Annotated in this window: 16 protein-coding genes and 1 riboswitch; of the genes, 7 read left to right on the plus strand and 9 right to left on the minus strand. The window is 66.1% G+C overall.

The window, feature by feature from the left end; all coding sequences use genetic code 11:
* Positions 1-764: glycerate kinase (locus ABF821_RS08520; protein ID WP_415529697.1), on the minus strand; the 764-nt coding region annotated here is incomplete at its 3' end.
* 338 nt (positions 765-1,102) lie between these two features.
* Complete coding sequence (locus ABF821_RS08525; protein ID WP_415529698.1) at positions 1,103-2,419, minus strand: MFS transporter; 1,317 nt, start codon at positions 2,417-2,419, stop codon at positions 1,103-1,105.
* A gap of 188 nt (positions 2,420-2,607) precedes the next feature.
* On the opposite strand from ABF821_RS08525, the gene ABF821_RS08530 reads away from it, so the two are divergent.
* Positions 2,608-3,846, plus strand: a complete 1,239-nt coding sequence (locus tag ABF821_RS08530) for a sugar diacid recognition domain-containing protein (protein ID WP_415529699.1) — start codon at positions 2,608-2,610, stop codon at positions 3,844-3,846.
* A gap of 216 nt (positions 3,847-4,062) precedes the next feature.
* Entirely contained in the window at positions 4,063-4,242 is a 180-nt protein-coding gene (locus tag ABF821_RS08535; protein ID WP_182972337.1) for a CsbD family protein, read from the plus strand.
* A 50-nt stretch (positions 4,243-4,292) separates the two neighbouring features.
* On the opposite strand, the gene ABF821_RS08540 is transcribed toward ABF821_RS08535, so the two are convergent.
* The gene (locus ABF821_RS08540; RefSeq protein WP_415529700.1) at positions 4,293-4,754 is read right to left on the minus strand and encodes an Lrp/AsnC family transcriptional regulator; all 462 of its coding nucleotides are present in this window, start codon (positions 4,752-4,754) and stop codon (positions 4,293-4,295) included.
* Between the two features lie 107 nt (positions 4,755-4,861).
* Here ABF821_RS08540 and ABF821_RS08545 point away from each other — a divergent pair, with 107 nt between their 5' ends.
* A complete protein-coding gene (locus ABF821_RS08545) occupies positions 4,862-6,364 on the plus strand; it encodes an aminotransferase class V-fold PLP-dependent enzyme (protein ID WP_415529701.1) in 1,503 nt (500 codons plus the stop codon).
* A gap of 77 nt (positions 6,365-6,441) precedes the next feature.
* Here ABF821_RS08545 and thiC read toward each other — a convergent pair whose 3' ends face one another.
* Both thiC and pckA read right to left on the minus strand, forming a co-directional pair.
* Positions 6,442-8,322: a phosphomethylpyrimidine synthase ThiC gene (gene thiC, locus ABF821_RS08550; RefSeq protein ID WP_415529702.1), complete on the minus strand. Its 1,881-nt coding sequence runs from the start codon at positions 8,320-8,322 to the stop codon at positions 6,442-6,444.
* Positions 8,323-8,389: 67 nt separating this feature from the next.
* Positions 8,390-8,501: riboswitch (TPP riboswitch) on the minus strand.
* A gap of 115 nt (positions 8,502-8,616) precedes the next feature.
* Positions 8,617-10,236, minus strand: coding sequence for a phosphoenolpyruvate carboxykinase (ATP) (gene pckA / locus ABF821_RS08555; protein ID WP_415529703.1), 1,620 nt, complete (start codon positions 10,234-10,236; stop codon positions 8,617-8,619).
* A 299-nt stretch (positions 10,237-10,535) separates the two neighbouring features.
* Here pckA and ABF821_RS08560 point away from each other — a divergent pair, with 299 nt between their 5' ends.
* The 3 genes from ABF821_RS08560 to ABF821_RS08570 all read left to right on the plus strand — a co-directional run bounded on the left by ABF821_RS08560 (position 10,536) and on the right by ABF821_RS08570 (position 14,186).
* The gene (locus ABF821_RS08560; RefSeq protein ID WP_182972342.1) at positions 10,536-11,927 is read left to right on the plus strand and encodes a sugar porter family MFS transporter; all 1,392 of its coding nucleotides are present in this window, start codon (positions 10,536-10,538) and stop codon (positions 11,925-11,927) included.
* An 82-nt stretch (positions 11,928-12,009) separates the two neighbouring features.
* Positions 12,010-13,155 carry an aminotransferase class I/II-fold pyridoxal phosphate-dependent enzyme gene (locus ABF821_RS08565; RefSeq protein WP_415529704.1) on the plus strand — a complete coding sequence of 382 codons (1,146 nt, stop codon included), beginning with the start codon at positions 12,010-12,012 and terminating at the stop codon, positions 13,153-13,155.
* Between the two features lie 23 nt (positions 13,156-13,178).
* Positions 13,179-14,186: an aspartyl protease family protein gene (locus ABF821_RS08570; RefSeq protein WP_415529705.1), complete on the plus strand. Its 1,008-nt coding sequence runs from the start codon at positions 13,179-13,181 to the stop codon at positions 14,184-14,186.
* Here the strand turns inward: ABF821_RS08570 and gluP are convergent.
* The 3 genes from gluP to ABF821_RS08585 form a co-directional block, all read right to left on the minus strand.
* A complete protein-coding gene (gene gluP / locus ABF821_RS08575; protein ID WP_415529717.1) occupies positions 14,119-15,345 on the minus strand; it encodes a glucose/galactose MFS transporter in 1,227 nt (408 codons plus the stop codon). The two genes, ABF821_RS08570 and gluP, sit on opposite strands and share 68 nt — an antisense overlap.
* 127 nt (positions 15,346-15,472) lie before the next feature.
* The gene (locus ABF821_RS08580) at positions 15,473-15,742 is read right to left on the minus strand and encodes a hypothetical protein (protein WP_415529706.1); all 270 of its coding nucleotides are present in this window, start codon (positions 15,740-15,742) and stop codon (positions 15,473-15,475) included.
* 120 nt (positions 15,743-15,862) lie between these two features.
* Positions 15,863-16,519: a LysE/ArgO family amino acid transporter gene (locus ABF821_RS08585; protein ID WP_182972346.1), complete on the minus strand. Its 657-nt coding sequence runs from the start codon at positions 16,517-16,519 to the stop codon at positions 15,863-15,865.
* A 75-nt stretch (positions 16,520-16,594) separates the two neighbouring features.
* Here ABF821_RS08585 and ABF821_RS08590 point away from each other — a divergent pair, with 75 nt between their 5' ends.
* Positions 16,595-17,491, plus strand: a complete 897-nt coding sequence (locus ABF821_RS08590; protein WP_415529707.1) for a LysR family transcriptional regulator ArgP — start codon at positions 16,595-16,597, stop codon at positions 17,489-17,491.
* 132 nt (positions 17,492-17,623) lie between these two features.
* Here ABF821_RS08590 and ABF821_RS08595 read toward each other — a convergent pair whose 3' ends face one another.
* Complete coding sequence (locus tag ABF821_RS08595) at positions 17,624-19,330, minus strand: methyl-accepting chemotaxis protein (protein ID WP_415529708.1); 1,707 nt, start codon at positions 19,328-19,330, stop codon at positions 17,624-17,626.
* Positions 19,331-19,554: the final 224 nt, after the last annotated feature.

Raw genomic sequence — 19,554 nt, forward strand, 5'->3', positions numbered from 1 at the left:
GCCCCCATCCCGCCCGCCGCGCCGGCACCGGGCACGGCGTCGATCTCGCACCCCGTCGCGGCCGCGACATGCCGGGCATATCCGGCCAGCGCGTCATCCAGCAGGCCCACCATCTCGGGCGTCGCCCCTTTCTGCGGACCGAAGACCGCGGAGGCCCCGGACGGTCCGGTCAGCGGATTATCGACATCGCAGGCCACTTCGACCCGGCAACCCGCCAACCGGGCATCGAGGCGTGAGAGGTCGATGCGCGCCAGACGCGCGAGTTCCGCACCACCGAACGCCAGCTCCACCTCGTCACGGTCGCGCAGCGAAGCCCCCAGAGCCTGTGCCATGCCGGCCCCGCCGTCATTGGTGGCGCTGCCGCCAAGTCCGAGAATCACATGCCGGCACCCTTCGTCGAGCGCCGCGAGGATCAGTTGCCCGACACCATAGGTCGTGGCCGTCAGCGGATCGCGCCGGTCACGCGGCACCAGCATCAACCCGGCGGCGGCGGCCATTTCCACCACGGCTGTCTGTCCGTCACCCAGAATGCCGAACGCCGCCATGACGGGCGTCCCCAGCGGCCCGGTCACCTCCCGCGTCAGCATCCGCCCGCCCGTGGCCAACACCAGCGACTCCGCTGTCCCTTCGCCCCCATCGGCGGCCGGCAGCTTCACATAGGTCGCGTCGGGATAGATTTCGCGAAACCCGTCCTCGATCGCATCGGCCACCTGAAGGGCCGACAGGCTTTCCTTGAAGGAGTCACACACGATCACGATCTTCATCGCCGTTCCCCGTTTTTATTTTTCTATGCCGGTCGTGTCTCAAAGCCGGATTGGACATGTGCGCTGGCAAGCGAGAACGGCCCACCAGGGCCGTGCCCGGAGTGTGTTTACGAACACCGGAGCGCAGGAAACGCGCGTAAGATCGCCACAACACACACCTCCCTCCAGGCCAGCAAAGCGTGGCCGGACATGTGCGCTGGCAAGCGAGAGCGACCCGCCAGGGTCGCGCCCGTCGTGTGTTTCCGAGCACCCGAGCGGAGCGGCCTCAATGGCCGTGAGCACCGGAGCGCAGGAAACGCGCGTCGGATCGCCGCCAGCGCGCATGTCCGGCCACGCTTTCAGCGGTTGACGCGGGAGGGGGGCATACGCAGCACCAACACCACGCCCAACACCGCCATCGCCGCCAGCAGCGCCAGCGCCCCATCGGTCCGCTGGGTCGCGTCCTTCACCCAGCCAACCAGATACGGGCTGACGAACCCCGCCAGTTGTCCCATCGAATTGATTAGCGCCAGCCCTCCGGCCGCCGCCGCCGGGCTGAGATAACCGTTGCAGAGCGGCCAGAACATCGGCAACCCGGTCAACGCGCCGGCAGTCGCCACCGTCAGCGCCCCCAATGCCACGGGCATCGAATCCGGAAACCGCGCCGCGAGCGCCAGCCCGGCCGCCGCCATCAGCAGCGGGACGGCCAGATGCCACCGCCGTTCGCGCATCCGGTCCGCCGAACGCCCCATGACGATCATGAACAGACTGGCCCCCACATAGGGCACGGCACTCAGCCAGCCGATCGTCGCCGCATCATGAATGCCGCTGGACCGGATGATCGTGGGCAGCCAGAAATTGATCGCATAAACGCTGGCCTGGATGCAGAAATACAGCAGCCCCAGCATCCAGACGGCCGGATTGCGCAGCACGGCCCCGAAATTGTCGGCCCGTTGCGTCGGCTGCTCCAGCCGGTCGCGCCGCAACGCCTCTCCAACAGCCGCCCGTTCCTGCGGTCCCAGCCACGCCGCCTGTTCGATCGTGTCGCTCAACAGCATCACCATGCCGATGCCCAGCGCCACGGTCGGCAGTCCCTGGAGCAGGAACAGCCACTGCCACGCCGCCAGCCCACCGGGCGCGGCGGCGAAATGCGACAGCATCCAGCCCGACAGCGGGCCGCCGACCACGCCGGAAAGCGGAATCGCCGACATGAACAGCGTCAGCGCCCGCCCCTGCCGTTCGGAGGGGAACCAGCGCGTCAGATACAGCACCAGCCCCGGAAAGAACCCCGCTTCCGCCGCGCCGGTCACGAACCGCAGCAGATAGAAACTGGCCGGGCCGACCACGAACATCTGCGCAGCCGACAGCAGGCCCCACACGACCATGATCATCGCCAGCCATCGCCGCGCGCCCACGCGCTGCAACATCAGGTTGCTGGGCACGCCGCAGGCGATATAGCCAAGGAAGAAGATCCCGGCCCCGAGACCATAGGCTCGCTCGGACATATGCAGCGCATCGAGCATGTCCAGCTTGGCGAAGCCGACATTCACCCGGTCCAGATAATTGAACAGGTAACAGACGAAAATATAGGGTACCACCCTGGCCGCGACCTTGCGAAAGGTCGCATCCAGCCGGTCCACGACCGACGGCGAGGATACGGAGGCGACGTGCATCATTCTTCCCCGATGCTTGTTCTTCTTGCCCGCCCATGTCCCGGGGCGGGATACGGACGGGGGCGCGACACCATGCGGCGTTCGCGCCTTTGCATCGACCCTACGGGCAGAACCACCCCGCCGTCTTGGTGCATAAGCACGATAAACATGCCAGAATCGGCACAAAATTCCGGGCAGATGACAGGCAATCCATGAGCATATCGGACCCAACCGCCCACACCGCCCCGCCCGACGGTTCGGGCCGCCCGGACATCGACCCCGCCCTCGCCCAGGCGATCGTCGATCGCTCGATGGCCATTACCGGCTGCAACATCAATGTGATGGATGCCAGAGGCGTCATCATCGCCAGCGGCGACCCCGCCCGGCTGGGCCACGTCCATGACGGCGCCCTGCTGGTGCTGGCACGCAGCAGCGCGGTCGAGATCGAGGCCCGCGCCGTCCGGCAGTTCGGCGGCGCACAGCCAGGCGTCAACCTGCCGCTGCGGATCGGCCGCGCCATCGTGGGCTGCGTCGGGCTGACCGGCGCGCCCGGCACGCTGCGCCCCTATGCCGAACTGGTCCGCATGGCGGCCGAGACGATGCTCGAACATGCACGCCAGAACCGCACCCTGTCGCGCGAGGCCCGCCTGCGCGAGGAACTGGTGCTGAGCCTGGTGCGCGAGGCCCCCACGCCACCGGCCCTGGCCCGGTCGGCGGCACGGCTGGGCATCGACCTGCGACAGCCACGGGTGGCCGCGATCATCGAAATCCGCTCCGAAGGCCCCGACGCCGCATCCCTCCTCGGCGAGCGGCATCAACTGATCACCCTGCTCTGCGAGCCCGAACGCGGCAACCTGATCGCCCCCCTGTCGCTGAGCGAAATCGCGGTGCTGAAACCGGCCCTGACCACCAAGGGCACCTGGAGTCTGGACTGGCATCGCGAGCGGGCACACCGCCTGCTGGCGCGGGCACGCGCCGCCACCGGGCTAGACCTGCGGCTGGCACTGGGCGGCTTCGTCGAAGGGGCGGACGGGCTGGTGCGCTCCTTTCACACGGCGCGGGCGACGCTGGATGTCGGGCGGCGCCTGCATGCGACGCGCGACCTCCTGTTCTATGACGAAATGCGCCTGGCGGTCCTGCTCGATGCCCCCTCCCAGGATTGGCGCACACAGGAACTCCGCGCCCCGTTGCGTCCCCTGCTTCACGCCCCCGGACACACGATGCTGCTGCATACGCTGCGGACATGGCTGGCCCACGGCATGCGCCCACAACCCACCGCCGCCGCCCTCGGCCTGCACCGCAACAGCCTCGACTACCGCCTCCGGCGGATCGAAAGCATCTGCGGCCTCGACCTGGGGTCCAGCACGGATATCGTCGCGCTGTATCTGGCGCTGCACCTCACTCCGGACATGCCCCCGCTGACCGAGCCTCCTCCGGAAGACCCCCTCTGAAGCCAGACCGTTTCAGACCGCCTCCCTCCCGCCCGCGCGTGCCCATCACCGCCTCCCGGTCATTCAAGGAGGCTCCGCGTCAAGCCGCACTGACCCGCTCAGGGCATGGCTGCATGCCCTGCCCCGCGGCACCCGCACGCAACCCCGCCCGGACCTTGGCGTTTCAAACCATGCCCGCGTCCACCCCAGGAGGCGCGAAACCAAGGAGGCACGGAAATGGGCGAATTCAAGGACAAGATCAAAGGCCACGCGGACACGGTGGTCGGCGAAATCAAGCGCAATGTCGGCAAGGCGACCAGCAATCCCAGCCTGGAAGCCGAAGGCGAGGCGCAGAAGCTGAAGGGCACCGCCGAAAAGGCGAAAGGCGCCATAAAAGGCGCGATCAACAAAGTCTGAGCCCCAGACACCAACGATTCCCAAACAACGACGATCTCCGGGGCCTGCCGTCACAACGGCAGGTCCCGCCGATCGCAGATCGCCTCCATCGCCATGTACGACGTAACGGTATCCAGTTCGACCCGCGCGATCAGCGAACGATAGATGGCGTCGAAGGCGTTCATGTCCGTCGTCACAATCTTCAGCATGTAATCGTAATCGCCGGCAATCCGGTAGAAATCGATCACATTCGGCACCGACACCACCGCCTCGCGAAAGCGGTCCAGCCAGTCCTGGGAATGGTGGCGTGTGCGTACCATCACAAAAACCGTCAGCCCCAGCCCCAGGGCTTCAGGATCGAGCAGCACCGTCTGGTGCCGGATCATCCCGCGCTCGCGCAGTGCGTGCAGACGCCGCCAGCAGGCATTCTGCGACAGCCCGATCCGCTCGGCCAGATCGCGCTGCGACAATCCGGCATCGCGTTGCAGGGCCTGAAGCAATGCTTGATCAAAATGATCCAGTTTTTCCGCCATAACCGATCATATGACCCAATTCCGACCACGTCAATTAAGAAAACGATAAAGTTCTTTCACCAGATCCCGTCTATTTTTTTGCCACCCATTGAAGGAGGCAAACGGCGATGCGCGACGGGCAGGATCTCTTCTCGGATTTCACGATGTCACTGCGCGCGGGCGGCCTGGACGGCCTCCGTGCCGGCCTGATCGGCGAAGGTGCCCCCGTCCCCGGCCCCTTCGGCACTCACAAGCTGATCTATGCCGATTACGTGGCCTCGGGCCGGGCCGTGCGCCAGGTCGAGGAATTCGTGATGAATCACGTCCTCCCCTGGTACGCCAACAGCCATACCGAAGCCTCGTTCTGCGGCCGGCATGTCAGCCGCCTGCGCCACGCCGCGCGGGCTGCCATCGCCCTTCTATGCGGCGCCGACGCAGGATTTTCGACCATCTTCACCGGGTCCGGCGCCACGGCGGGGCTGAACCGACTGGTGGCCCTGCTGGGCGTGCCCGAAGCGGTGCGCAACGGTTCCACCCCCGTCGTCTTCATCGGCCCTTACGAGCACCATTCCAACATCCTGCCCTGGCGCGAAAGCGGTGCCGAAATCGTGGAAATCGACGAAGCCCCCGAGGGCGGACCCGATCTCGCCCATCTCGCGGCAGCCCTGGCGGAAGCCGGCCCGTCACGCCTGAAAATCGGTGCGTTCTCGGCCGCCTCCAACGTCACCGGCATCATCACCGACACCGACGCGGTCACGGCGCTGCTGAAAGCCAACGGCGCCCTCGCGGTCTGGGACTACGCCGGCGGCGGCCCCTATCTGCCCATCGACATGAAGCCCAACACGCCGTGGGAAAAAGACGCCATCGTGGTGTCGCCCCACAAATTCATCGGCGGTCCGGGCGCCTCGGGCATCACGATCATCCGCGATGCGGCCGTGACGCTGACCCGTCCGGTCGTGACCGGCGGCGGCACGGTGCGCTTCGTCTCCCCCTGGGGCCACGATTACGCCGACGGCATCGCCACGCGCGAGGAAGCCGGCACCCCCAACGTGGTCGGCGATATCCGCGCCGCCCTCGCCTTCCTGGTCAAGGACGCAATCGGGCAGGATTTCATGAATACGCGCAACGATGCGCTCTATCACGCCGCCCGCGCGGTCTGGGACCACAACCCCAATCTCGTCATCCTCGGCAACCCGGCCGCCACACGGCGCCTGCCGATCTTCTCGATGCAGATCCACGACCGGCAGCACGGCGGCATGGTCCACCAGCAACTCTTCACCCGCATGCTGTCCGATTGCTACGGCATCCAGGCCAGGGGCGGCTGCGCCTGCGCCGGTCCCTACGCCCACCGCCTGCTGGGGATCGATCGTACGGAGTCCGATGCCCTGCGCACCGCGATCCTGTCAGGTGAGGAAATGCGCAAACCCGGCTGGACACGCCTGAATTTCAGCGTGCTGATGGACGACGCGAAAGCGGAAACAATCATCGCGGCCGTGGACGAACTGGCCCGCGCGCCCTATCCCATGGCCGATTTTTACGAGGCGGATCCCGCCACCGCACGGTTTCGTGCGGCGGCAGGAAGGTCTTCTTTTTCTGAAGAAAAAGAAGCAAAAAGACTTTTATCCATTTAGGGTTTTACGACGCCCGCAGGATATCCCTTAACATATCAAAGTTTTTTGGTTCTTTTTTTCAAAAAAGAACAGAAACCTCACTCTACCATCACGTTGATCGCACTCCCGCCAACCCGGAACTTCTCGCCCATCTCCGCCAGCCCGGCCGCGATTTCGGCGGCCGACATTCCGGCCCCGTCATTCTGGCCGCGCGCCGCGTCACGAATATCCTGGCTGATCTTCATCGAGCAGAATTTCGGCCCGCACATCGAACAGAAATGCGCCGTCTTGTGCGCATCCTTCGGCAGCGTCTCGTCATGGAAAGACCGCGCCGTCTCCGGGTCCAGTCCCAGATTGAACTGATCCTCCCAACGGAATTCGAAACGCGCGCGCGACACCGCATCGTCGTGCAGCCGCGCCGCCGGGTGCCCCTTGGCCAGGTCGGCCGCATGGGCGGCCAGCTTGTAGGTGATCACCCCGGTCTTCACATCGTCGCGGTCGGGCAGGCCCAGATGCTCCTTGGGCGTGACGTAGCAGAGCATGGCCGTGCCGAACCAGCCGATCATCGCCGCCCCGATGGCGCTGGTGATGTGGTCGTATCCAGGCGCGATATCCGTCGTCAACGGACCAAGCGTGTAGAACGGCGCTTCGCCGCAATGGGCCAGTTGCTCGTCCATATTGGCCTTGATCTTGTGCATCGGCACATGGCCCGGCCCCTCGATCATCACCTGACAGCCATGGTCCCACGCCACACGCGTCAATTCGCCCAGCGTGCGCAGTTCGGCGAACTGGGCGGCATCGTTGGCATCGGCGATCGACCCCGGCCGCAGCCCGTCCCCCAGGCTGAAGCTGACATCATATTCCCGCATGATCTCGCAGATCTCGCCGAATTTCTCATACAGGAAGCTCTCGCGATGATGCGCCAGGCACCATTTGGCCATGATCGAGCCCCCACGCGAGACGATGCCCGTCACCCGCCGCGCCGTCAGCGGCACATAGGCCAGCCGCACCCCGGCATGGATGGTAAAGTAATCCACCCCCTGCTCGGCCTGTTCGATCAGCGTGTCGCGGAACACCTCCCAGGTCAGGTCCTCCGCCACGCCACCGACCTTCTCCAGCGCCTGATAGATCGGCACCGTCCCGATCGGCACCGGGCTGTTGCGGATGATCCAGTCGCGGATATTGTGGATGTTCCGGCCGGTGGACAGGTCCATCACCGTATCCGCGCCCCAGCGCGTGGCCCACACCATCTTGTCCACTTCGTCGGCCACATGACCCAGCACGGCGGAATTGCCGATATTGGCATTGATCTTCACCAGGAAGTTCCGGCCGATGATCATCGGCTCCAGTTCCGGATGGTTGATGTTCGCCGGCAGCACGGCCCGCCCACGGGCGATTTCCGCGCGAACGAATTCCGGCGTCACGAAATCCGGAATGCTGGCGCCGAAATCCTCGCCATCCCGCAATGCCTGATCCGTCGCCGCACGGCGCTGATTCTCGCGGATCGCAACATATTCCATCTCCTCGGTCACGATCCCGGCGCGCGCATAATCAAGCTGCGTCACCGGCCGCCCCGGCCGGCCACGCCACACCACCCGCCCGGTATTGTCGAAAGCCGGCGCCAGCGTGGCCCCGCTTGCCCCCCCATTATCTTCCGGCCGCACCGCGCGCGGCTGTTCCACCACCGTGCAATCGCCGCGCCGCGCAATCCATCCGGCGCGCAGGGCCGGCAGGCCGCGCGCAATATCGATCTTGGCGGTCGGATCGGTATAGGGGCCGGAGGGATCGTACAGCGTCACCGGCGGCTCGCCGGAACTGGCGTGCAGATCGACCTGCCGAAAGGGCACCCGCAAGTCAGGAAACAGCGTGCCGTTCTGATAGACCTTCCGGCCGCCGGCACGCGGCCCGACCGTCACATCGCCGGTCGCGGGCGTGCGCGTCGGCTGGCGCGGCGGGCTGGGGGGTGTCTGGATATTCATGGCGCGTCCTCTTTGCTCATTGAGGGGGCGCGCCGGCGCGAAATGTCATGACGGCGGCACATCGCAGCGCCGCGCTCAATTCCCATCCCTTCGCCGGCATGACCCGGATCAGGTTCGACGGGTCAGGGGGAAAACACCCCTCTCTCAGCCGCTCACATGCGACTCCCCGGAGAACGGCGCGATCTTAATCCCGCCCAAAGGGCGGGGGTCAAGAGCAAGCCGCATCGCCGGGCGGCACGGCACGTCACATTGTCGCGCGCCGGGCGGGCCGTCCCCCCGGCCCGCCCGCACCGGTCACGATGCGCGCGGACGGATCGCAGCCTCCCGAACCTCGGGCGCACACCCCTCCCGGAAGGTCTCGAAATTCTGCGCGAACCGCGTTGCCAGATCGGCCGCCGCACGGGCATAGGCCGCCGGATCGTCCCAGGTCGAAGCCGGGTCCAGCAGAGTGTCGGGCACGCCGGGCACATGGGTGGGAATCGACAGGCCGAAATGCTCTTCCACCCGAAACGGCACGTCGTCCAACCGCCCGTCCAGCGCGGCATTGACCAGCGCGCGCGTTTGCGCCAACGCGATTCTCCGTCCGGTCCCATAGGGGCCGCCGGTCCAGCCGGTATTCACCAGCCAGCACGTCACCGGCGTCCGCGCCAGACTGGCCGCCAGTTGCGCGCCATACAGTTCCGGCGAGCGCGGCAGGAACGGCGCGCCGAAACAGGCGCTGAAGGTCGCCTGCGGCTCCTTGCCCAGCCCCTTCTCGGTCCCGGCGATCCGCGCCGTATAGCCCGACAGGAAATGATACACCGCCTGCGCGGGCGTCAGCCGCGCGATGGGCGGCAGCACGCCGAATGCATCGGCCGTCAGCATCACCACATGGCGCGGCACGCCACCCCGCCCGTCCGGGCTGGCATTGGCCACGAAATCGATCGGGTAACAGGCGCGCGTATTCTCCGTCAGCCCGCCATGCATGAAGTCCGGCACACCGTCGCGATCGGCCATCACATTTTCCAGCACGGTGCCGAACCGGTGCGATGCGTCCCATATCTCGGGCTCCGCCTCCTGCTTCAGGCCGATCACCTTGGCGTAACAGCCCCCTTCGACATTGAACACGCCGTCCCGCGACCAGCCATGCTCGTCATCGCCGATCAACTGGCGCGCGGCGTCGGAGGACAGCGTGGTCTTGCCGGTGCCCGACAGGCCGAAGAACAGGGCCACTTCGCCGCCAGGCCCGATATTGGCCGAGCAATGCATCGGCATCACGTCCTGTTCCGGCAGCAGCCAGTTCATGACCGTGAAAATGGATTTCTTGATCTCCCCGGCATATTGGGTGCCCGCGATCACCACCAGCCGCTGCTCCAGCGACAGGATCACGCCGGTCGCACTCCGCACCCCATGCGTCGCCGGGTCGAGCGCGAGGTCGGGCGCATGCAGGATCACGAAATCCGGCACGAACCCCGCCAGTTCGGCCGCCGGGGGCCGAATGAACATGTTGCGCGCGAACAGCGCGTGCCAGGCATGGGTCGTCACCAGACGCACCCGGATGCGATGGGCCGGATCGGCGCCCGCGTACAGATCCTGGACAAACAGTTCCTGCCCTTCCAGATAGCCGCGTACATAATCGCAAGCCCGCTGGAACGCCTCCCTCGGCAGGGCGGCATTGACGGCCCCCCACCAGACGCCGTCGCGCGTCGAAGGTTCGTCGACGACGAACTTGTCCTGCGCCGAACGGCCGGTATGCAACCCCGTGCGCACCATCAGCGCCCCACCGGAGGACAACGCGCCCTCCTCCCGGCGGATCGCATGCCCGATCAGTTCGGGCGCATGAAGGTTGGCATGGACGGCCCCGGCATGGCGCAGGCCGGTTCCCGCTATCGCATCTTCTGAATCCGCAGGCCGGAAGGTCTTATTGCTGTTCATTCTTTTCCGTTTCCTGATCATTGTTTCCCGGTGTGTCGTCCCGGAATGACAAGTGTGGCCCGATCAGCATGGCAACTTCCTGATCGACATCAGATTTCTCAATCACAGATGCGTGATTGAGCATCCCCACTATAACGCCGCCCTCCCCGTCATCGCCCTTCCGACCGCACACCATCTGCCCGAAAAGTTTCTTGAAGGACGAGAAAAATTATCACGAACCCATCGGGCATTGCTGTCTTTCTATAACGGACATTCTGCTTTTCTTTGATTTTCGTCCAATCTTTTCATAGAATAACTGAATGAATGAAAAAGAAAATCCGCAGGCAAAGCTGCTCATCAACGTCATCGCCGGCATTTCCGCCGCCGGCGGCCTGCTATTCGGCTACGATACCGGCATCATCTCGGCGGCCCTGTTGCAGATCACGCCGCAATTCCACCTGGATATCGGCGGCCAGCAGATCGTCACCTCGGCCATCATCGCCGGCGCGCTGGTCGGCTGCATGGGGGCGGCGCCGCTGTCCGACCGCTGCGGCCGCCGGCGCACCGTCATGGTGGCGGCCACCATCTTCATCATCGGCACGCTCGTCGCCGCCCTGGCCGACAGCACCCGGATGCTCACCGTGGCGCGCTTCGTGCTGGGCCTGGCGGTGGGGGCCGCGTCGCAGATCGTGCCGCTCTATATTTCCGAACTCGCCCCGGCCCATCGGCGCGGGCGCCTGGTGGGCCTGTTCCAGTTCGCGGTGGTCTCCGGGATTCTGGTCTCCTACATCGCCGGCTACCTGCTGCGCCACGAAAGCTGGCGGCTCATGTTCGGGCTCGGGATCATTCCCGCCGTGATCCTGCTGCTGGGCATGGCCTTCCTGCCCAACAGTCCGCGCTGGCTGGCCATGCGGGGCGATTTCGACGGCGCGCGCACCGTCCTGCGCCGGGTCCGCTCCAGCCACCGCACGGCGGAGCACGAACTGCAAAGCATCATCGACGCGCATGACCGGCAGGCCCCGTGGTCGGAACTGGCGCGCCCCTGGATTCGCCCCGCCCTGGTCGCCGCGGTCGGCGTGGCCCTGCTCTGCCAGCTCAGCGGCATCAATGCCGTCCTCTATTACGCCCCCACCATCTTCTCCGGCGCCGGCTTCGGCGAGGGCTCGGCGCTCCTCACCTCGGTCGCGGTCGGCGTGGCGATCATCGTGGCGACGCTGTTCGGCAACTGGGCGGTCGAGGTCATCGGCCGGCGGGCGCTGCTGCTGTGGTTCCTGCCGGGCGCCAGCCTGTGCCTGCTGGTGCTGGCCGAGCTGTTCCATATGCAGGCCATGGGCACATCCCATCCCTGGCTGATGGTCGCGGCGCTGCTGGGCTATGCGGTGCTCAATGTCGGCAGCCTGTCGGTCACCATCTGGATCATCGGGGCCGAAGTCTTTCCGCTGTCGGTGCGCGGCAAGGGCATGGGCCTGGTGGCGGCCGCGCATTGGGCAGCCGACCTGCTGATCTCGCTCACCACCCTGTCGATGGTCCACAGCTTCGGCGCCGGCGGCACCTTCCTGCTGTTCGGCCTGATCAATGCGCTGGCCTTCCTGTTCGTGCTGCGCTTCGTCCCCGAAACGCGCGGCCTGTCGCTGGAAGCGATCGAAGGCCGGCTGCGCGAGGGCACCTTCCTGCGCACGGCCAGCGGCCACCAACTCGGCCGGGCGCGCTGACGGCGCCCGATCCAGCAGCTTGCCGGGGGCCGGCATGGCGACTATGCCGACAGGGTTCGCCACTCCGGACGAGGCCCCGCCCATGACCGTCCCCCGCATCGACCCCTTCCATGCCGTCGGCCTCAGCACGCTGGCCCACCAGATGGCGGCGGAAGGGCGCGATATCGTGCATATGGAATTCGGCCAGCCCTCGACCGGCGCACCGAAAGCCGCGATCGCCGAGGCCCACCGCATCCTCGACAGCGACGGCATGGGCTATTGGGAAAGCACGCCGCTGAAGGCGCGCATCGCCCGCCATTATCTGGAAACCTACGGCGCCACCGTCCTGCCCGAGCAGATCTGGCTGACCTGCGGCGCCTCGCCGGCCTTCGTGCTGGCGCTGAACAGCGCCTTCACGCCCGGCGCCCGGATCGCACTGGCCCGGCCGGGCTATGTCGCCTATCGCAACACCCTGCGGGCGCTCTATCTGGAACCGGTCGAAATCCCCTGCGGCCCGGCCGAGCGGTTCCAGCTTTCAGCCGCCGCCATCGCGGCGCTGGACCCGCCGCCCGACGGCGTCATCCTCGCCAGCCCGGCCAACCCCACCGGCACGATCCTGTCGGACGCCGAAATGCAGGCCATCGTCACCGTCTGCCGGGACCGAGGCATCCGCATCGTGTCCGACGAGATCTATCACGGACTCAGCTATATCGGTCCGGTCCGCTCGATCCTGCAGGACGAGCCCGAGGCCCTGGTCGTCAACAGCTTCTCCAAATATTTCAGCATGGCCGGCTGGCGGCTGGGCTGGCTGGTCGCGCCCCCATCGCTGATCGAGGCCGTGCGGACGCGCGTGGGCAACATGTTCCTCACGCCCCCCTCGCTCAGCCAGCATGCCGGCCTCGTCGCCTTCGACTGCCGCGAGGAACTGGAGGGCCATGTCCGCATGTACCGCCATAACCGCGACCTGCTGCTGGAGCGCCTGCCGGAACTCGGGATCGAGCGGATCGCCCCACCCGACGGCGCCTTCTACATCTATGCCGATATCGGGCACCTGACGAACGACAGCCTGGCCTTCTGCACCCGGCTACTGGCCGATACCGGGGTCGCCACCGCGCCGGGGCTGGATTTCGACCCCGTCGAAGGCAACCGCTTCATGCGCTTCAGCTTCGCGGTTTCGACCGACCGGCTGGAAGAGGCCCTGCGGCGCATGGTCCCCTGGTTCGCCCGCGCCGGCAGGGCAACCGACTGAACGCGCGGCATGGTGCCGGCGGCTTGTCAGGATTCCCCGACTGGCCCTACCATGGCGGCATGGTTCGCTCCCTGCGCTGGTCGCTGCTCTGCATCCCCCTCATTCTCAGCGCGTGTGCCGAGAACGGCTCCTGCACCATCGCATCGGTCGGCGATATGACCGTTCTGAACCAGCAGGGCTCCCCCATCGTCAAGGCGTCCATCAACGGGCACCCGGTGGCGTTCATCGTCGATACGGGTTCGCTGATCACCGCCATCTGGCCACGGCAGGTGGACAAGCTCGGCCTGTATTCCACATTCCGCCAGGTCCGCCTGCGCGGCGTGGGCGGCGACACCCTGGGCACGATCGTCACGGCCCAGACGATGGGCCTGGGCGCGGCCACCGCGTCGGAAGTATCCTTCGTCGCCGTCGGCAGGCTGATGGATGGCCGCTCAATCGACGGAATTCCCATCGTCGGACTGCTCGGAGCGGATTTTCTGTCCAGTTACGATGTCGTCTTCGACCTGCCGAACCATCAGGTCAATCTGTACGATGTCCAGGGATGCAAAGGAATCATCCCACGCTGGAGCGGCGGCTATTACAGCGTCCCCACCGATGAAGACCACAGGGACCAGACCAAGATCATCGTCCGCGTCAAACTCGACGGTCATCCCATGGACGCGATTCTCGACAGCGGCGCGCAACATACCCTGATCACCACCGATGATGCGCGCGACGCAGGTGTGACGGCATCCGACCTCGCCAAAGACCCGAAAGGGATCGGCTTCGGAATCGACGACGAAAAATTAGTACGGTTCATGCACCGCTTCGAAAGTTTCCAGATCGGCCCCTTCCACTTCGATCATCCCGTCATGTCGGTCAGCGAGACCGATCACAGCCTGGTGGGTGCGGAATTCCTCCGTCGTCACCGGGTCTGGATTCCCCGCGCGCGGAACGAAATCTTCGTCCAGCCGACCGGCCCGTTCACCCCGATAGGCCCTTCGGCGACCGCTCCCGCCGACGCAGCATCAGGCCGCAATAAGCCAGAATGACCAGGTAAGCCGGCCCCGCGACCCCGACGAACGCCGCCTGCACCCCGCAGGATCGCGCCAGATGCACGAACACCTGCGGCAGCACGCCCCCACCGCAAAACGCCATCACCAGCAGGGCGGCTGCATGGTCTGCATGCCGGCCCATCGCCCGCATCACCACCGGGAACAGGGCCGGCATGATCATCGCATTGGCAAAACCGAGCAGCGCCACGCACAGCACGGACAGCAGGCCCGTCGTCATCCACGCCGCCCCGCACAGGGCCAGCCCCATGGCGCAGGAGACCCCCATATAACGTTCCTGCGACACCAGGCGCGGCACAATCACCATGCCGGCCAGATACCCCGCCAGCATCGCCGCCAGCGTCACGGCGGTAAAATATTTGGTCACATCCAGCGACAGGCCGAAGGACCGGCCATACAGCCCGATCGCATCCCCCGCCATCACCTCAACGCCGACATAAAGAAACGTGCTGAACACCCCCAGGCCCAGCAGGAACAGGCCCCCGTCACGCCCCTCCGCCGGCGCACCCACCTCCGCCCCGATCCCGATCTCCGGCAGGCGCGACCGCAGGACCCACACCGCCATCACCAGCAGCAGCACGGCCATGAACAGATAGGGCGCGTGCACGGCGCGGGTAAACTGCGTCAGGATGGCCTCGCGCGCGGCGGCCGAGGGCGCGGCCCGCACCAGGGTCGCGATGCCGCCGATATCGCGCATCACCAGGGCGGCGAAGACCAGCGGCGCCAGAATGCCGGCGAACTTGTTCGCGGTCCCCATGATCGCGATCCGCTGCGCCGCGCGTTCATGCGGCCCCAGCAGCGTGACGTAGGGATTCACCGTCACCTGCAACAGCGACAGCCCGGCCCCGATCACCCCCAGCCCCGCCAGCGCGCCGGGATACCAGCGCCCGGTCACGCATTCGCCGAACAGGGCCGTACCGGCCGCCATCACCATCAGCGCGATCGCCATGCCGGCCTTCAGCCCGACCCGGCGCGCCAGCAGCGTGGCCGGCAATGGAAATATGAAATAAGCCAGATAAAAGCATGAGGGTACAAGAAACGCCGCAACATCGCTCAGGCTGAACGCAAGCTGCACGAACGTGATCAGCGGCCCATTCAGCCAGGTGACGAACCCGATGCTGAAGAACAGCAGCGCCATGATGACGATCGGCGACCAGCCATAGGCCCCCGCCGGGCCGCCGACGGAAACCGTCCGCGCGCCGCCTTCCCCTGCCCTCACGATCGCCGCCCCCTGCCGCGCACAGCCGCACACGGCCACCCGGCCCTCACGTATCCTGCCCGCCCCAGCGCCATCTCCATCCCCCTTCCGTCTTTGCCGCGCAGATCACCAGAAGCACGGCCAGAACGACGCAATCGACGGGGATTTCGATAAAAACCACCCTGGTGGAATGAAAGATGAGAGAAAGCGCCGAAACGCCGGAAACAGCCGCGAGGCCCCCAAGCAGCACCACCCACCCCTGCCATGCGATCGGCAGGCCCGACCCGACCCCATAACGCTTCGCGGCAAACCACGGCTTTGACGGCGGGGCTGGCATCCGGACATTCTCCTCATCTCGTCTCTGTCATGCAACGATCGAAGCACATATCCGCCGGTCATGACCAGCCTCGGGCAGCCGCATCAAAACGCCGCCGGACGCGCGGCCACCGTTTACAACTCAGAGCCAGTGCAACGCGGCCAGGTACGGCGCCGCGCCGCCGACACCCCGCACCGCCAGCATCCCGGCCAGCATCAGCATCACCGCCGCCACCAACCCGTCCAGCACGCGCCACGCGGCGGGCCGGGCAAAGACCGGGCGCAGCAGGCGCGCGCCGAATCCCAACCCGGTGAACCACAGCGCGCTGGCCGTCGCCGCCCCCGCCACGAACAGCGGCCTGGCCGCGCCGGGCAGGCCGCCACCCACCGCCCCCATCAACAGCACGGTATCCAGATAGACATGCGGGTTCAGATAGGTAAACGCCGCCGCCCGCCCCAGCGTACCGGCCAGACTATGCTGGCCTTCGCGCCCATCGGCCACCATGGCGACGGGCGCAAACGCGCGCCGCAGGGCACCCAGCCCGTACCACGCCAGAAACACAGCCCCCCCCAACGACATGACCCAGATCAGCGCGGGCATCCGCTGCACGATCACGCCCATCCCCAGCACACCGGCCGAGACCAGCACCATGTCGGACAGGGTACAGAACATCACCACCGGCATGACATGCCGGCGGAGCAGCCCCTGACGCAGGACGAACAGGTTCTGGGCGCCGATGGCGACGATCAGGGCGGCCGCAAGGCCAAACCCGCTGGCAAAGCCGGAAGGAATCAACATGGCCGCTTCCATGCCGGGGCATCATCGCGTAATCCAGCTTAATTCCCTTCATCCGATTAAGCGAAACTAAATCCCATGCTCGATTACGCCGCCCTCGCCGCCGTGGCCGCCGTCGCGCGCGAAGGCAGTTTCGAACGCGCGGCGACGGCGCTGGGCGTCACGGCCTCGGCGGTCTCGCAGCGCGTGCGCACGCTGGAAGACCGGCTGGGTGCCGTACTGATCGTTCGTGGACAACCCTGCACCGCCACGGCGGTCGGTACCCGGCTGTGCGCCCATGTCGAACGGGTGCGCCTGCTGGAAGGCGAGATGGCCTCCGCCCTGCCGGGGCTGGCCAGCCAGATCGCCGAATCCGGGCCGCCGACGATCCGCGTCGCGGTCAATGCCGACAGCCTGGCCACCTGGTTCATTCCCGCCATCGCCGCCTTTGCCGGGCGCGGCGACCGGCTGGTCGATCTGGTCATAGCCGGCGAGGACCATACGGCCGAACGCCTGCGCTCGGGCGACGTCCTGGCCGCCGTGACCACCGACCACGCCCCCGTCCAGGGGTGCCGCACCGTGCCGCTGGGGGCCTTGCGCTATGCCGCGACGGCGTCACCCGCCTTCGTGGCGCAATGGTTCGCGGGCGGCGTCGATGCCCCATCGCTGGCACGGGCACCGGTCCTGCGCTTCGACCGGCAGGACGATCTGCACGCCCGCTGGGCCCGCACCCTCTTCGGGCCGGAACCGGAAATGCCGACCCACTGGATTCCCTCCACCCACGGCTTCATCGACGCCGCCTTGGCGGGGATGGGCTGGTGCATGAACCCGATCCCGCTGGTCGCGTCACACCTGCGCACCGGTCGGCTGATCAGCCTGACACCGAATCACCATCTGGACGTACCGCTTTACTGGCAGCATGCCCGCATCGGCACCCGGCTGCTGGACGCCCTGACGCGCGACGTCGTCACGGCGGCAAAGAACGGCCTTCTCTGAAATATTGTTTTTACGAACCTCTTCACCCGTCTGGCGACACACATTCAAACAGGGTCGGCGCCAGCAGGCGGGCTGAAACGCGCCACACCGGCGAAAGGGTCTACCGACGGTCCCGCCCGCGCGCCGCCCCTGTCAGGCCGCCGAACGCGATTCCCTGACCGGCGAAAGGGTCTTCAGAACCTGCGGTTTGTCGCGCGTCTCAAACCGGCTGATCAGCCGCATGAGTTCCTGCGATTCATGACTCAGACTGCCGGCCGCAGCCGTCGCTTCCTCCACCATCGCCGCGTTCTGCTGGGTCACCTGATCCAGTTGCGTAACGGCTTCGTTGACCTGGGTCAGCCCCATCGCCTGCTCCTGGGTCGACTGCGCGATCTCCGAGACCAGCGCGTCGATCGCGGAAATCTTCGTCACCACGGCGTTCAGCGCAATTCCGGTCTGCTCGACCAGCTTCGCGCCCCGCGTCACCGCGCCGCCCGACCTGACGATCAGCGCCTTGATCTCGCTGGCCGCCTCCGCCGAACGCTGCGCCAGCGTCCGCACTTCCGACGCCACCACGGCAAAACCCCGGCCGGCCTCGCCGGCGCGCGCGGCCTCAACCCCGGCATTGAGCGCCAGCATGTTGGTCTGGAAGGCAATCTGGTCGATCATGCCGATGATCTGGCCGATCTCCTGCGACGAGTTCTTGATTTCCCCCATCGCGACAATGGCCTCGCGCACCACCTCGCCGGACTTCGCGGCATCGGCCCGCACGTCCGAAGCCGAGGTCGAGGCCGCCCTGGCCCCTGCGGCACTGCGCGTCACCACACGGGTGATTTCCCCCAGGGTCGTCGCCATCTGCTCCAGGTTGGCCGCCTGCATCTCGGTGCGCCGCGCCAGATCGTTCGAGGCCGAGGCGATCTCCTGCGCACCGTTGCCCACGCCGCCCGCCGAAGCCGAAATCGCCCCCATCGTGGCTTCCAGCGTCTCCATCGCGGCGTTGAAATCGCGGCGCAGCTTTTCGTAGGCAGGGTCGATCGGCTTCACCAGACGATGGCTGAGCGCATTGCTGGCCAACTTGTCCAGGCCACCGGCAACCTCGTCCACCGCCTGGACACGGCTGGTCACATCGGTCGCGAACTTGACGACCTTGGCAACGCGCCCATGATGATCAAAAATCGGATTATACGAAGCCTGAAGCCAGACAACCTTGCCGTTCCTGCCAATCCGCTTGAACTCGGCCGCCACATACTCGCCGGCCTGCAATTTCCGCCACAAGGCCGCATAGTCCGGCGAACGGGCGAAATCCTCATCGACGAACATCCGATGATGCTGCCGCCTGATCTCGTCGAGCCTGTATCCCATGGAAGAGAGGAACGCATCGTTCGCGTTCAGAACCTCCCCGCCCGGCGTAAACTCGATCATCGCCTGAACGCGGGAAACCGCATCCATCTTGCCCTTGAAATCGGCCATCCGCATCGCCTCCTCGGTCGTGACCGCCGCGACTTTGACGACCTTGTAGGGCTTGCCGAGAATATTGCGCACAGGGTTGTAGGACGCCTGGATAAAGACCTCCGTCCCGCCCTTTCCAATACGCACATATTCACGGGCGTCGAATTCACCCTGGCGCAACTTGTCCCAGAACGCCTTGTATTCGGGGCTCCTGGCGTAAACGGGATCGACGAAAAGACTGTGATGCCGCCCCCGAAGTTCGCCCAGCGGATAGCCCAGCGCCTTACGGAAATTCTCGTTCGCGGTCAGGATTCGCCCTGCAAGATCGAATTCGATAATGGCCAGCGAACGATCAAGCGCGGCAAGCGTCGCTCGTGAATCCCCCAGCCGCCATTTCAGAAAGCCGAACATCCGCATTCATTCCTCAGCCCCACCGACCACCGGCCCGGAGACGCCCCTGCGGAAAAATCACGCATCGCGGCGCAGCGGGATGATCGGTATATTTCACAGCCGAAACAGAACACCGAACAAACGACTAGCCGCTCTGTCGTCTTCTACGCGCGCTCTTATTCGGTAACCACGATTCACGGTATCCACTATTAGTATCAATACTCGCAGCACCTCGCAAGACCGTG

Origin of the sequence: Gluconacetobacter sp., assembly GCF_047721585.1 — a bacterium.
Taxonomy (GTDB): Bacteria; Pseudomonadota; Alphaproteobacteria; order Acetobacterales; family Acetobacteraceae; genus Gluconacetobacter; species Gluconacetobacter dulcium.

What these genes read in the sequence shown, in the direction of transcription:
- ABF821_RS08540 (WP_415529700.1), bottom strand. Translation starts at nt 4,754, where the DNA reads ATGGCGGAAAAACTGGATCATTTTGATCAAGCATTGCTTCAGGCCCTG.
- ABF821_RS08530 (WP_415529699.1), top strand. Translation starts at nt 2,608, where the DNA reads ATGAGCATATCGGACCCAACCGCCCACACCGCCCCGCCCGACGGTTCG.
- ABF821_RS08565 (WP_415529704.1), top strand. Translation starts at nt 12,010, where the DNA reads ATGACCGTCCCCCGCATCGACCCCTTCCATGCCGTCGGCCTCAGCACG.
- ABF821_RS08545 (WP_415529701.1), top strand. Translation starts at nt 4,862, where the DNA reads ATGCGCGACGGGCAGGATCTCTTCTCGGATTTCACGATGTCACTGCGC.
- ABF821_RS08585 (WP_182972346.1), bottom strand. Translation starts at nt 16,519, where the DNA reads ATGTTGATTCCTTCCGGCTTTGCCAGCGGGTTTGGCCTTGCGGCCGCC.
- ABF821_RS08580 (WP_415529706.1), bottom strand. Translation starts at nt 15,742, where the DNA reads ATGCCAGCCCCGCCGTCAAAGCCGTGGTTTGCCGCGAAGCGTTATGGG.
- ABF821_RS08590 (WP_415529707.1), top strand. Translation starts at nt 16,595, where the DNA reads ATGCTCGATTACGCCGCCCTCGCCGCCGTGGCCGCCGTCGCGCGCGAA.
- thiC (WP_415529702.1), bottom strand. Translation starts at nt 8,322, where the DNA reads ATGAATATCCAGACACCCCCCAGCCCGCCGCGCCAGCCGACGCGCACG.
- ABF821_RS08535 (WP_182972337.1), top strand. Translation starts at nt 4,063, where the DNA reads ATGGGCGAATTCAAGGACAAGATCAAAGGCCACGCGGACACGGTGGTC.
- ABF821_RS08525 (WP_415529698.1), bottom strand. Translation starts at nt 2,419, where the DNA reads ATGATGCACGTCGCCTCCGTATCCTCGCCGTCGGTCGTGGACCGGCTG.
- ABF821_RS08595 (WP_415529708.1), bottom strand. Translation starts at nt 19,330, where the DNA reads ATGTTCGGCTTTCTGAAATGGCGGCTGGGGGATTCACGAGCGACGCTT.
- gluP (WP_415529717.1), bottom strand. Translation starts at nt 15,345, where the DNA reads ATGGCGCTGCTGTTCTTCAGCATCGGGTTCGTCACCTGGCTGAATGGG.
- ABF821_RS08560 (WP_182972342.1), top strand. Translation starts at nt 10,536, where the DNA reads ATGAATGAAAAAGAAAATCCGCAGGCAAAGCTGCTCATCAACGTCATC.
- pckA (WP_415529703.1), bottom strand. Translation starts at nt 10,236, where the DNA reads ATGAACAGCAATAAGACCTTCCGGCCTGCGGATTCAGAAGATGCGATA.